Source organism: Modestobacter sp. SYSU DS0290 (assembly GCF_054050955.1).
On the sequence record NZ_JBJHAI010000015.1, the window covers coordinates 28,850 to 41,840 of the forward strand.

The window sequence follows — 12,991 nt, forward strand, 5'->3', positions numbered from 1 at the left end:
GGCGCGGCCGGTGCTCAGCCCGGGTGGGTGACCGCCAGGTCCACCAGCAGCGGGTGGTGGTCGGACGTGCCGGCGCCGTCGAGCACCCGGGCGTCGGTCACCGCGACCCCGCCGGTCACCCACACCTGGTCGATCCGCACCCGCGGCCGGCGGGCCGGGTGGGTGAGCCCGGTGTCGCGGTGCAGGGAGAAACGCCCGGTCTGGTCGCTGCGCGCGGCCGCCTGCTGCCAGGCGTCGGCGAGCCGGGCCCGCAGCGACTCCAGCTCCGGAGAGCCGGGCTCGGCGTTCAGGTCACCGACCAGCACCCCGGGCTCCGCCGCCGTGTGCAGCTCCGCCACCGCAGCGGCCTGGACGGCGCGGTCGGCCGCCGAGCCGCTGGACAGGTGCGTGGTGGTCACCCACAGCGCACCACCGGGCAGCCCGACCCGGGCGCGCAGCGCACTGCGCGGCTCGCCCCCGCCGGGCAGCGGGTGGACGGCGCGGGCCAGCAGCGGCAGCCGCGACAGCAGCGCGTTGCCGTACTGACGCCGGTCGCCGTCGCTGCCCCCACCGCCCGGCTCGTCGATCGCCGGCCCCCAGGCCAGCTCCATCTCCAGCGCCCGGGACAGCAGCTCGGCCTGGTCGACGCCCTCGCTGCGCGGCCCGAAGTGCCGGTCGACCTCCTGCAGGCAGATCAGGTCCGCGTCGGCGTCGGCCAGCAGCCGGGCCAGCCGGGGCAGGTCGTGCCGGCCGTCGTCCCCGACGCCGTGGTGCACGTTGAAGGTGACCAGCCGGACCGGGGCGGGCGCGCGTTCGGTCATGACCTCAGCGTGGCCGATGCCGGCCTCGTCGCGGAGAGCCGGGTGTCCAGCACCTGGGTGAAGTGCTCGGCGCCGCCCTCGTCGCGGGAGGTGGCCCACAGCAGGAACCGGGCGTCCCGGCCGTCGAGCACCAGCTCGCCGAGCTCGTTGCCGAAGAACGGCCCGGCCTGCTTGCGCCACTGCAGCGGGCTGGGCGTCACCCGGGCCAGCCGGGTCAGCGCACCGGTGAGACCGCGGGCCCAGCGGCTCCAGCCGAGCTTGAAGCCGATCTCGATGACGTGCGGGGCGGCGTTGTGCAGCGGGGAGACGGTCAGCTGGTGCACCCGGCTCTCCATCCCACCCGGCGCGACGAGCTCGGCGGCGTAGGCGTGGTGGACGTCGCCGGAGAGCACCAGCGCCGTCGCCGGCGGCCGGCCGCGCTCGCCTCGCGCCACCTCCAGGAGCATGCGGCCCAGCCGCTCGAAGGACTGCTCGAACGCCGCCCAGTGCTCCAGGTCCGCGGCCTGGCGCAGCTTCTCCATCAGCCGGCCCAGCGGGCGGCCGGCGTGCCGCACCGACAGCGTCTCGTTCCACCGTTCGATGTCGTGCACCGCGTGCGGCAGCAGCCAGGGCAGCGACGTCCCGATGAGCAGGTGGTCGACGCCGTCGGCCACCGCCTGGGAGACCGCGGCCTCGACCCAGGCGAACTCCTCGTCGTCGACGATCTTCCGGTCGGCCTCCTCCAGCGCGCGGCCGGCCCGGGTGTCGACCATGACCAGCCGGGCCGGTCCCCAGTGCCGGACGTAGCTCCACCGGACGCTCAGCGGCTCCTCGTCGGCGGTGCGGGCCATCTCGTCGAGCATCGGCCCGGCGTCCTCACCGGGCGAGCCCAGGATCGCCTGCCAGGTCTCGTTGCCGGCCAGCTCACGTGGGGAGAGGTTGCCCAGGTGCTGGTAGACCCAGTAGCTGACCAGCCCGCCGCTGATCCGGCGCTGCCACCAGTCGGCGGGGGTCACCTCGGCCCGCCAGGCGGCGGAGGTGTTCCAGTCGTCGATCATCTCGTGGTCGTCGAAGACCATCGACGAGGGGATCGTCGACAGCAGCCAGCGGACCTGGGCGTCGCTCCAGGACTCCGCGTAGAGCCGGCTGTACTCCTCGAAGTCCGCCGCCTGGGCGCCCGGCGGCTGGGACAGGTCCCGCCGCGCCGCCATCCAGCTGCGGGTCGCCGGGGTGATCTCGTCGGCGTACACCTGGTCCCCGAGCAGCACCAGCGCGTCGGGCCACTCGTCCTCGGGCATGTCCAGCAGCCGGCGGGCGTAGGCGTCCAGGGCGTCCGGCGGGATGTTCTCCCGGACGTCGACCGTCGTCGGGGTGGCGTACCGGCAGGAGCCGAAGGCCAGGCGGAACGGGCCGGGGCGACCGGCGGTGCGGATCCGGCTGGCCGGGAACGCCGACTGCGCCGGCGGCCAGACCCGGGCGCCGTCCAGGTGCACCTCGTAGGGGGTGCTGGTGCCCGGCTCGAGGTCCTCGACGACGACCAGGGCGTAGTGGTGCCCGTTGACGCAGAAGGTGCGCGCCGTGCGGCCGAGCACGCTCACCTCGCAGGCCCGGTCGGTCTCCACCCACACGGTCGCCGACACCGGGTCGACGTGTCGCAGCAGCGGCCCGAGCAACAGGAGGGGGCGGGCGCCGGGGGTCTCGGGCATGGGCGACAGCCTGCCCCATCGGGCTGTGCACCGGCGAGGACGCGGCTGGGAGACTGCCTCCATGGAGTTCGTGGAGTACGTGTTGATCGCGGTGGCGATCCTCGTCGTCGGCCTGGTGTCCGCCGTCGGTCTGCTGGTCGGCCGTGGGCGCCGCACCACCCGGCTGGACGACGACGCCACCAGCGGCACCACGCTGACCCGGCCCCGTCCGCCCCAGCCCACCGCCCCGCCGGAGACCCACGGTTCGACCGCCGTCGACCCCGCCGACCTCCCGGTCGCCGAGCCGGTCGAGCTGGCCCCGGCCGAGCCGGAGCCGGGCCTGGTCTTCGAGACCCCGCCGCCCTCGGCCGGCCGGCTGGTCCGGCTGCGGTCCCGGCTGGCCCGCTCGCAGTCCTCGCTGGGCCGGGGCCTGCTGACCGTGCTGGGCCGGGAGAAGCTGACCGAGGACGACTGGGAGGAGGTCGAGGAGACCCTGCTGGCCGCCGACGTCGGCGTCGCGGCGACCACCCAGATCGTGTCCCGGCTGCGCACCCAGAGCATGGTGCTGGCCACCGCCTCCGGTGAGGACCTCCGGCAGCTGCTGGTCCGCGAGCTGACCGCCGTCCTCGGCCCCGACCTGGACCGCACGCTGCACGTCGACCGGCACGACGGGCGCCCCGCGGTCGTCCTCGTGGTCGGGGTCAACGGCGCGGGCAAGACGACCACGGTCGGCAAGATCGCCCGGTCCCTGGTGGGCGACGGCAAGAGCGTGCTCCTCGGCGCGGCCGACACCTTCCGGGCCGCCGCCGCCGACCAGCTGGAGACCTGGGGCGAGCGGGTGGGCGTGCTGACCGTGCGCGGCCGCGAGGGCGGCGACCCGGCGTCGGTGGCGTTCGAGGCGGTGCGCGCCGGCATCGAGGGCGAGGTCGACACCGTGCTGGTCGACACCGCCGGCCGGCTGCACACCAAGTCCGGCCTGATGGACGAGCTGGGCAAGGTCAAGCGGGTCGTGGAGAAGCACGGCCCGGTCGACGAGGTGCTGCTGGTGCTCGATGCGACCACCGGTCAGAACGGCGTGGTGCAGGCGCGGGTGTTCACCGAGGCGGTGCACGTGACCGGGGTGGTGCTGACCAAGCTCGACGGCACCGCGAAGGGCGGCATCGTCGTCGCGGTGCAGCGGGAGCTGGGCATCCCGGTGAAGCTCATCGGACTGGGGGAGGGGCCCGACGACCTGGCCCCGTTCGAGCCGGAGGCCTTCGCCGAGGCGATCGTCGGCTGACGCCGGTGCGTCAGTCCTCGGGGCTGATGCGCAGCGCGAGCAGCGCCACGTCGTCGGCGAAGTCGGGGGCGAGCCGGGCCAGCAGGACGTCGCCGACCTCGTCCACCGGCGTGGCCGCCAGCTCGGCCGCGGCCGCGACCAGCCGGTCCAGGCCGTCGTCGAGCGTCGCGTCGCGGCGCTCGACGAGGCCGTCGGTGTAGAGGACGACGGTGTCCCCGGGGGCCAACTGCACCGTGTGGTCGGCGCGGGCCGCCGCCGGGTCCACGCCCAGCAGCACGTCCGGCGGCCGCTCCAGCAGGCTGACCGCCCCGGCCGCGGTGACCAGCAGCGGTGGCAGGTGACCGGCGCTGGCCCAGCGCAGCGTGCGCAGCCCGGCCGTCGCCTGCTCCACCCGGGCCACCACGGCGGTCGCCATCGTCGCCACCCCGAGGTCGTGCAGCGCCCGGTCCAGCGAGTCCAGCACCGCGGCCGGCGGTGCGGCCAGCGTGTGGGCGATGCCGCGCAGCAGGTTGCGCAGCTGGCCCATGGCGGCGGCGGCGTCCCGGTCGTGCCCGGTGACGTCGCCGACCACCAGGGTGGTGGCGCCGCCGGCGGAGAGGAAGGCGTCGTACCAGTCGCCCCCCACCTGCGCCTCCCGCGCGGCCGGTCGGTAGCGCACGCCGATCCGGAGGTGGTCCGGCTGGGGCGGCGCGGTGAGCAGTGAGCGCTGCAGCGCCTCCGCCAGGCTGCGGGTGGCGCTGGCCCGCCGTCGCTCGTCCTCCAGCCGGGCGACCCGCTCGACCGCCTGCGCGCACTGCGCCGCGTAGGCCTCGAGGACCTGCAGCTCGTCGTCCGCCAGGGTCCGGGGATCGGTCCAGCCGACGGTCCAGGAGCCCAGCAACCGGCCACCGGCACGCAGTGGCAGGGCCGCCCAGGACCGCACACCCAGGCCCTCGGCCACCCGGGTCGCCTCCGGGTCGGACCAGCCGCTCAGCTCGGCGTCCCGGACGATCCGCGCTGCGCCCGACGCGGCCACCGCCATCGGCAGGGCCGAGTCGGTGGCGAGCTCGGCGGTGTAGAGCCGGCCGTTGCGGAACTCGGTCAGGGTCAGCGGCCCCCCGTCGGCCGGGGCGAGGGCCACCGCCGCGGCGTCCACGCCCAGCGCGGCACTGGCGTGCTCGAACAGCAGCTCCAGCAGTTCGCGGGTGGTCTCGGCCTGGGCCAGCGCGGAGACGGTGGTCGCGAGCCCGGTGAGGGACCGGGCGGTGCGCCGCTCCTGCTCGCCGACCTCCCGGAGCCGGGCGTTCAGCTGCTCCAGCTCCCGGGCGCGGCTGAACAGGTCGGACTCCACCTGGGCCACCCGGTGCTGGCCGCGGGCCGCCTCACGGCGGGCCTCGTCCCGGTCGCGGATGTAGTCGGTGATGTCGTCGGAACGGTGCAGCAGCAGCACGACCCGCCCGGCGTCGTCGCGGATCGGCACGTTGCGCGGGCTCCAGAAGCGCTCCTGGTAGGTGCCGTCGGGCATCCGGATGTCGTACTTCTGGATCGCCATGGTGACCGGGCGGCCGGTGTCCCGCGCCTCGGCGAGGGAGGCGGCGAAGTTGGCGACGCCGTCGGCGGCCGGGTCGTCGGGGTTCGCCGGGAACAGGTCGAAGACGTTCCGGCCGACGTTCTCCTCCACCGTCGTCGCGGTCACCTCCCGCCGGGCCTGGTTGGCGTGCACGATCACGAAGTCGGGGGTGAGCAGCAGGAACGGCGCGGGCGCCACCTCGAACACCCGCGCGTAGTCGGGCACGGGCAGCGCTCCAGGGGCCACTCGACGTGCGGGGTGGACGATCCGTCTCCCGTCCGACGAACGTCCCTCGGTCACGTCGCTGCTCCCTCCTCCCCGACGAGTGCGGTCGAGCCGACCGTCCGGGTACCCGCTGCCCGGCCTGCGGCAACGTGGGCTGCCGGACGGGTTCAGCCGACGGCGCGCGGGTCGAAGCCGAAGGGCAGCTCCAGCCGGTGGGCGGCCAGCAGCGCCGGGTCGGCCAGCAGCTCCCGGGTCGGGCCGTCGGCCACGATCACGCCGCGGTCCAGCACGACCGAGCGCGGGCACAGCTGCAGGGCGTAGGGCAGGTCGTGGGTGACCATCAGCATCGTCACCGGCAGCGCCTGGAGGACCTCGGCGAGCTCCCGGCGGCCGGCCGGGTCGAGGTTGCTGCTGGGCTCGTCGAGGACGAGGACCTCCGGCTGCATGGACAGCACGGTGGCGACGGCGACCCGGCGCCGCTGCCCGAAGGAGAGGTGGTGCGGCGGCCGGTCGGCGGCGTCGGCCATCCGGACGGCGGCCAGCGCGTCGGCCACCCGGCGGGCGACCTCGGGCTCGGGGAGCCCCAGGTTGCGCGGGCCGAAGGCGACGTCGTCGGCGACCGTGGGCATGAACAGCTGGTCGTCGGGGTCCTGGAAGACGATCCCGACCCGGCGGCGCACCTCCTGCAGCGAGCGGTCGGTCACCGGGAGCCCGCCGACCTCAACCCGGCCGCGCCCACCCCGCAGGATCCCGTTGAGGTGCAGCACCAGCGTGGTCTTGCCCGCCCCGTTCGGGCCCAGCAGCGCCACCCGTTCGCCCGGCGCGATCCGCAGGTCGACGCCGAACAGCGCCTGATGACCGTCGGGGTAGGCGAACGCGAGGTCGTCCACGACCAGGGACGGCGGGGGAGTGCTCACCCGAGCAGTGAACCCGCCGTCAGCACGGCGGCCGCGGCCAGGGGCAGGGTGAGCGCGAGTGCCCAGGCGCGTGCGCCGACCACGGCGACCGGCCCGGTGGGGATCCGGCCGGTGTACCCGCGGGACAGCATCGCCAGGTGCACCCGTTCGCCCCGTTCGTAGGAGCGGATGAACAGCGACCCGGCGGCCGGGCCCAGCACCTTCAGCGCACCGAGGTGCCGGCCGCGGAAGCCGCGGGACTCCCGGGCCACCCGCATCCGGCGCAGCTCGCCGCCGACGACGTCGGCGTAGCGGATCATGAAGCCGAGGATCTGCACGAGCGCGGACGGCATCCGCAGGCGTTCCAGGCCGCGCAGCATCGCCCGCGGGTCGGTGGTCGCGGCCAGCAGCGTGGCGGCCAGCACCGACAGCGTCGCCTTGGCCAGGATGCTGCCGCCGGCCGCGAGCCCGTTCTCGGACAGCGACAGCCCGAGCACGTCGGTGCGGGGTCCGCGGGCGACGAACGGCAGCAGCACGGCGAACAGGACGAAGGGCACCTCGACCACCAGTCCGCGCAGCAACCGCCCGGGGCGCACGCCGGCGACGGCCGCGACGACCAGCAGCAGCGCCAGGAAGGCGGCGTAGGCCAGCGGCGCCCACCCGGCGTGCACCGGCGTGAGCACCACGACCAGCGCGAAGGTCAGGACGGCGACGAGCTTGGTGTGCGGCTCGAGGCGGTGCACCGGGCTGTCGCCGGGGACGTAGGTCGCCCCCAGCCCACCGTGCGCGTGTCCGGCGCCCACCTCAGTCGTGCTGGGACGCGGGCGCCCGCTCGTGGTCCGCGGACGAGCTCCGGCGGCGCAGCACCAGCGTCAGCCCGCCGGCCAGCACCAGCACCAGCAGCACGCCGACGACGCCGGCCAGGCCACCGGAGAGCCGGGGGTCGTCGATGCCCGCGGTGCCGTAGTCGGCCAGCGGCGAGCCGGCGGCCGCGCTGTCCTGCGCCGTGTGGTCGAAGCCCTGCTCGGCGGCGGTGGCCTCCAGGCCGTCGGGGGCGGAGCTGGCGTAGTGGCTGCCGATCCCGGCGACCAGCAGGGCGACGACCAGGCCGGCCAGCAGGAAGGCGCGGGTGCGCCGCTGCGGCGCGGTCACCGGGCGTCCGTCGGGGTGAGCACCGCCGGCTCGGCGGCCGGCTGGGGCGCGGTGGTGTTCGGGGTGCGGGGCCGACCGGCCGTCTCCGGGCGCGGGGCCAGCGTCGTCGCCGACCGGGTCAGGTGCCGTGCACCGCGGACCAGGTCCGGGCGGACGGCGAGGACCGCGCCGAGCACGGCGACGGTGATCGCCGCCTCGCCCAGCCCGATCAGCAGGTGCACGCCGCCCATCGCGCCGGCGACCGCCGCCAGCGACACGTCGGCGACCCCGCCGAGCCCGAAGAGGCCGGCGAAGACCAGCGCCGCCACGGGCACCGAGAGGAACGCACCCACCCCGGCCGCGGCCAGCAGCGTGGTGCGGCCGGCCGGCAGCACCCGGCGCAGCCCGGCGAAGACGCCGTACCCGACCGCGACGGCGACCAGCGCCATCAGCGTGACGTTCGTGCCCAGGGCGGTGAGCCCGCCGTCGGCGAAGACCAGCGCCTGCACCAGCAGGACGACGGTCATGCCCAGCACCGCCGTCCAGGGGCCGACCAGGACCGCGGTGAGCGCGCCACCGATCAGGTGGCCGCTGGTGCCGTAGGCGATCGGGAAGTTCATCATCTGGACGGCGAAGACGAAGGCGGCGGTGAGGCCGGCCATCGGCGCGGTCCGTTCGTCCAGCTCCCGGCGGGAACCGCGCAGGGCCAGCGCGATGCCGGCGGCGGCGACTGCCGCGGTGCCCGCGGTGGTGGCCGCGTCGAGATAACCATCGGGGACGTGCACGCAGACCTCCGGGACGTCGGGTGGTGCACCGGCCGGGGTGGCCTGGGCACTGCCGGCCGCGGCGCCGCGGCGGGACCGACCTTATTGCACACTGCTCGCAGTTGCACCCGGCTTGCAACAAGGTGGCCGGGAGCTGGCGAGCAGGTGACGTGCTGCACTCGAGGCGCCACCGTCCGGGGCCGGCGGGGTGTCCGCAACACGACTGGAACACAACCGGTCGACACGCGCAGCGGAGTTCACGACCACGAAACACGTCGGCGCCGCCGTCGGAAACACGGGGTCGGCACCGTTCACGGCGCGTCGCCCTCCGATGGAGGCGCCGGCTCAACCCGCTGCCCGCACGGGCGGTGGTCGACCCCGAGGCCCCCGGGCCCCCGCTTGCGGCCGATGGCCGACGACACCCTCAGGAGGCTGCCGTGCTCGACACCGGCAACACCGCCTGGATCCTCACCAGCGCCGCGCTCGTGCTGCTGATGACCCCAGGCCTGGCACTCTTCTACGGCGGCATGGTCCGCGCGAAGAGCGTCCTCAACATGATGATGATGAGCTTCGGTGCGCTGGCCCTGATCAGCGTGCTGTGGGTGCTCTACGGCTACTCGATCGCCTTCGGCGACGACATCGGGGCGGGCCTGCTCGGCAGCCCGTTCGAGTTCTTCGGGCTGAACGGCCTGATGGAGGACACCGACGCGGCGCTGCCGACCATGGCGTTCGTCGGCTTCCAGTCCGTCTTCGCGATCATCACCGTCGCGCTGATCTCCGGTGCGATCGCCGACCGGGCGAGGTTCGGCTCCTGGATGGTCTTCGCCGGCATCTGGGCGACGGTCGTCTACTTCCCGGTGGCGCACTGGGTGTTCGCATTCGACGGCGACGACGTCGTGGGCGGCTGGATCGCCAACGACCTCGCCGCCATCGACTTCGCCGGCGGCACCGCGGTGCACATCAACGCCGGTGCGGCCGGCCTCGCGCTGGCGCTGGTCCTCGGCAAGCGCCGCGGCTTCGGCCGGGACGCGATGCGGCCGCACAACCTGCCGCTGGTGATGATCGGCGCCGGTCTGCTGTGGTTCGGCTGGTTCGGCTTCAACGCCGGCTCCGCCCTCGCCGCGGACAACACCGCCTCGGTGGCCTGGGTGAACACGCTGGTCGCCACGGGTGCCGCGGTGCTGGGCTGGCTGCTGGTCGAGAAGATCCGGGACGGGCACTCCACCTCGCTGGGTGGTGCCTCGGGTGTGGTGGCCGGCCTGGTGGCCATCACCCCGGCCTGCTCGGCGGTCTCGCCGATCGGCGCGATCATCATCGGTGTGGTCGCCGGTGCGCTCTGCGCCCTGGCCGTGGGCCTGAAGTTCAAGCTCGGCTACGACGACTCCCTCGACGTCGTCGGTGTCCACCTGGTCGGTGGTCTCTGGGGCACCATCGCCATCGGCTTCCTGGCCACCGCCGACGCCCCGGCCGCGGTCGACGGCCTCTTCTACGGCGGCGGCGTCGACCAGCTGTGGCGGCAGGTCGTCGGCGCGCTGGCGGTGCTGGCCTTCTCCTTCTTCGTGACGCTGATCATCGGCTACGCGATCCAGAAGACGATCGGCTTCCGGCTCACCGAGGAGGACGAGGTCACCGGCATCGACACCGTGGTGCACGCTGAGTCCGGGTACGACTTCGCCTCCCTGGGCGGCGGTGGCAGCACCGCGCCCCTGGGCGGCCAGGCACGCGCCGAGGCGCGCAACACGGAAGGGAGCCGGGCATGAAGCTCGTCACCGCCATCGTCAAGCCGTTCAAGCTCGACGACGTCAAGAACGCCCTGGAGCTGATCGGCATCGCCGGTCTCACCGTGAGCGAGGTCCAGGGGTTCGGCCGGCAGCGGGGCCACACCGAGGTCTACCGCGGGGCGGAGTACCAGGTCGACTTCGTGCCGAAGGTCCGGATCGAGGTCGTCGTCGGCGAGGTCGAGGCCGCCCGGGTGGTCGACGCGATCGTCGAGGCCGCCTCGACCGGGCAGATCGGCGACGGCAAGGTGTGGGTCACGACGATCGACGAGATCGTCCGGGTCCGCACCGGAGAGCGCGGGGCCGACGCGCTCTGAGAAAGGACCCCGTCCTCCTCACCCCTCGCATGCTCGGGTGAGCCTCGGGACGGGGCCGAGCTGACGTCGGCCGGGGCGGTGGGGTGACCCACCGCCCCGGCCGACGCGTTTCTCCCGGCCCGCTCTCCACCCGCCCCCGCCCCGACCACCGCGAGAGGTGCCGCGTGCTCGACTCCGACGCCCTGCCCCACCTGCCCCGCGCCGAGCGCGTCCAGGCGGTGGACACCTGGCTGGCCGGCCTCCTCGCCGAGGCGCTGGCCGGCACCCCGCGTCCGCCTGGCCGGCGTGGGGCCCCGCCGGCGGCGCCGGCGGAGCAGGGCGTGGCACTGGTCGCGGTCGGCAGCCTGGGCCGGCGTGAACTGCCCCCGCACGGTGACCTGGACCTGGTCCTCGTGCACGACGGCCGGCCGGAGATCGCCGCGCTGGCCGACGCGCTCTGGTACCCGATCTGGGACGCCGGGGTGCGCCTGGACCACTCCGTGCGCACCGTGGCGGAGGCGGTCGCGGTCGCCGGGGACGACGTCAAGGCCGGGTTCGGCCTGCTCGACGTGCGCCACGTGGCCGGCGACCCGGAGGTGAGCACCGCGCTGCGCGCCGCCACCCTGGCCTGCTGGCGCCAGCACGCCGGGCGCCTGCTGCCCGAGCTGCGGGACCTGCGGCGGACCCGTGGCCGGCAGGTCGGGGAGTTGGGCTTCCTGCTCGAGCCCGACCTCAAGGAGGCCTACGGGGGCATGCGGGAGGGGCAGGTGCTGCGCGCGCTGGCCGCCGCCCAGCTGGCCGACCAGCCCCAGGACGACGCGGGGGAGGCCTACGCGCTGCTGCTCGACGTCCGCGACGCCCTGCGCGCCCACACCGGCCGGGCGACCGACGTGCTGGTCCGGCAGGAGCAGCGGCCGGTCGCCGAGGCACTCGGTCTGGGCGACGACGACGCACTCCTGCGCCAGGTGAGCCTGGCCGGCCGCCGGCTGGCGTTCGTCGCCGACGAGACCTGGCGCCGGGTGGACGCCTCGATGGTCCGCCGGCCACGGGCCCGTTACCGGCGGGTGCGCCGGGAGCCACTGGCCGAGGGGCTGGTGCGGCAGGGGGACGAGGTGGTGCTGGCCCGCGACGCCCGGCCGGCCGCCGATCCCGGCCTGGTGCTGCGCGGCGCCGCCGCGGCCGCCCGGGCCGACCTGCTGCTGTCGCCCTACACGCTCAAGGTCCTGGCCGCGCACGCCCCGTCGCTGCCCGAGCCGTGGCCGCCGGAGGTGCGCTGGTCGTTCCTCCGCCTGCTGGCCAGCGGCCGCAGCGCCGTCCCGGTGCTGGAGCAGCTGGACCAGGAGGGCCTGCTGTCCCGGATGCTGCCGGAGTGGGACCGGGTGCGGTCGCTGCCCCAGCGGCACCCGTGGCACCGGTTCACCGTCGACCGGCACCTCGTCGAGGCGGCCGCCGCGGCCGCGGAGCTCACCCGGGACGTCGACCGCCCCGACCTGCTGCTGGTCGGGGCGCTGTTGCACGACATCGGCAAGGGCTGGCCCGGTGACCACACCGAGGTCGGCGTGGTCGTCGTCGGGGAGGTGGCCGCCCGGATGGGGTTCAGCCCGCCGGACGTCGCCACCCTGGTCGCGATGGTGCGCCACCACCTGCTCCTGCCCGACGTCGCGACCCGCCGCGACCTGGATGACCCGCTGACCGTCGACCGGGTGGTCGAGGCGATCGACGGCGACGCCGCCCTGCTGCAGTTGCTGCACGCGCTGTCCCAGGCCGACGGCGCGGCCACCAGCGCCTCCGCGTGGTCACCGTGGAAGGCCCACCTGGTCGCCGCGCTGGTGGCCCGGGTGGCCGCCCGGCTGGGCAGCACGGCGACGCCGGAGCCGGTGCTGGAACCCACCGAGCCGTCGGTGACCGCGCCCGCCCCGGAGATCCCCGGCCCCACGGAGCCGGTCACGGTGGGCGTGGAGGACGTGCTCGACGGTCAGCAGATCACCATCGGCGCGCCGGACCGGCCCGGCCTGTTCAGCCTGTGCGCAGGCGTGCTGGCGCTCAACCAGCTCGACGTGCGGGCCGCCCGGGTGAGCGTGCAGGGCCGGCACGCCACGCAGGTGTTCGCCGTCCGGCCCCGGTTCGGCCGGGCTCCGGTGCCGGAGATCCTCGCCGACGGCGTCCGCGCCGCGCTGGAGGGCACCCTGCCGCTGGCCGAGCGGCTGCGTCAGCGGGAGCACGACTACAGCCAGGACCGCGCGCCGGGGCGCCCGCCGCGGATCTCCTGGTTCGACGCCGAGGCCACCGGGGTCACCGGACTGGTCGAGGTGCGCGCCACCGACCGCGCCGGGCTGCTGCACCGGCTCACCGCAGCGCTGGCCGAGGCCGGGCTGGACGTGAGTTCGGCCACCATCGAGACGCTCGGGGCGGACGCCGTCGACGCCTTCTACGTCGCCGACCCCAGCGGCACCCCCATCGACGCCGGCCAGCGGGAACGCGCCGAGCGGGCACTGGTGGCCGCCGCGCGCGGTGAGGTCCGCGACCCCGCCGGGCTGCCCGGCCGCGACGGATGAGCGGCGCCGCGTCCGGCCGGTCCGCCGGTTCTGTCGGCGGCTCGTGGCACGGTG

General features: G+C 75.4%; 11 protein-coding genes. 4 read left to right on the forward strand and 7 right to left on the reverse strand.

Annotation, left to right across the window (positions count from 1 at the left end; translation table 11 throughout):
• Nucleotides 1-14: 14 nt before the first annotated feature.
• Together ACI795_RS13305 and ACI795_RS13310 are read right to left on the reverse strand one after the other, a co-directional pair.
• Nucleotides 15-800, reverse strand: a complete 786-nt coding sequence (locus ACI795_RS13305; RefSeq protein ID WP_457075999.1) for an endonuclease/exonuclease/phosphatase family protein — start codon at nt 798-800, stop codon at nt 15-17.
• Entirely contained in the window at nt 797-2,485 is a 1,689-nt protein-coding gene (locus tag ACI795_RS13310) for an alkaline phosphatase D family protein (protein ID WP_457076001.1), read from the reverse strand. The genes ACI795_RS13305 and ACI795_RS13310 overlap by 4 nt, the downstream gene beginning before the upstream one ends.
• A 61-nt stretch (nt 2,486-2,546) precedes the next feature.
• On the opposite strand from ACI795_RS13310, the gene ftsY reads away from it, so the two are divergent.
• The gene (ftsY, locus tag ACI795_RS13315) at nt 2,547-3,743 is read left to right on the forward strand and encodes a signal recognition particle-docking protein FtsY (protein WP_457076002.1); all 1,197 of its coding nucleotides are present in this window, start codon (nt 2,547-2,549) and stop codon (nt 3,741-3,743) included.
• Nucleotides 3,744-3,753: 10 nt separating this feature from the next.
• Here ftsY and ACI795_RS13320 read toward each other — a convergent pair whose 3' ends face one another.
• From ACI795_RS13320 to ACI795_RS13340, 5 genes are all read right to left on the reverse strand, one after another.
• Nucleotides 3,754-5,517, reverse strand: coding sequence for a SpoIIE family protein phosphatase (locus ACI795_RS13320; RefSeq protein ID WP_457076003.1), 1,764 nt, complete (start codon nt 5,515-5,517; stop codon nt 3,754-3,756).
• Nucleotides 5,518-5,684: 167 nt separating this feature from the next.
• The gene (locus tag ACI795_RS13325; protein WP_457076004.1) at nt 5,685-6,434 is read right to left on the reverse strand and encodes an energy-coupling factor ABC transporter ATP-binding protein; all 750 of its coding nucleotides are present in this window, start codon (nt 6,432-6,434) and stop codon (nt 5,685-5,687) included.
• Entirely contained in the window at nt 6,431-7,216 is a 786-nt protein-coding gene (gene cbiQ / locus ACI795_RS13330; protein WP_457076005.1) for a cobalt ECF transporter T component CbiQ, read from the reverse strand. The genes ACI795_RS13325 and cbiQ overlap by 4 nt, the downstream gene beginning before the upstream one ends.
• A gap of 1 nt (nt 7,217) precedes the next feature.
• On the reverse strand, nt 7,218-7,565 hold the full coding sequence (locus ACI795_RS13335) for a PDGLE domain-containing protein (RefSeq protein WP_457076006.1): 348 nt from the start codon (nt 7,563-7,565) through the stop codon (nt 7,218-7,220).
• Nucleotides 7,562-8,329 (reverse strand): energy-coupling factor ABC transporter permease, encoded by a 768-nt coding sequence (locus ACI795_RS13340; RefSeq protein WP_457076007.1) that lies wholly within the window; start codon nt 8,327-8,329, stop codon nt 7,562-7,564. Before ACI795_RS13340 ends, ACI795_RS13335 begins: the two co-directional genes overlap by 4 nt.
• Nucleotides 8,330-8,745: 416 nt before the next feature.
• Between ACI795_RS13340 and ACI795_RS13345 the strand changes: the two genes are divergently transcribed.
• The 3 genes from ACI795_RS13345 (at nt 8,746) to ACI795_RS13355 (ending at nt 12,937) form a co-directional block, all read left to right on the forward strand.
• A complete protein-coding gene (locus ACI795_RS13345) occupies nt 8,746-10,068 on the forward strand; it encodes an ammonium transporter (RefSeq protein WP_457076008.1) in 1,323 nt (440 codons plus the stop codon).
• Complete coding sequence (locus ACI795_RS13350; RefSeq protein WP_089304115.1) at nt 10,065-10,403, forward strand: P-II family nitrogen regulator; 339 nt, start codon at nt 10,065-10,067, stop codon at nt 10,401-10,403. Before ACI795_RS13345 ends, ACI795_RS13350 begins: the two co-directional genes overlap by 4 nt.
• 164 nt (nt 10,404-10,567) lie before the next feature.
• Nucleotides 10,568-12,937 (forward strand): [protein-PII] uridylyltransferase, encoded by a 2,370-nt coding sequence (locus ACI795_RS13355; RefSeq protein WP_457076009.1) that lies wholly within the window; start codon nt 10,568-10,570, stop codon nt 12,935-12,937.
• Nucleotides 12,938-12,991 lie beyond the last annotated feature (54 nt).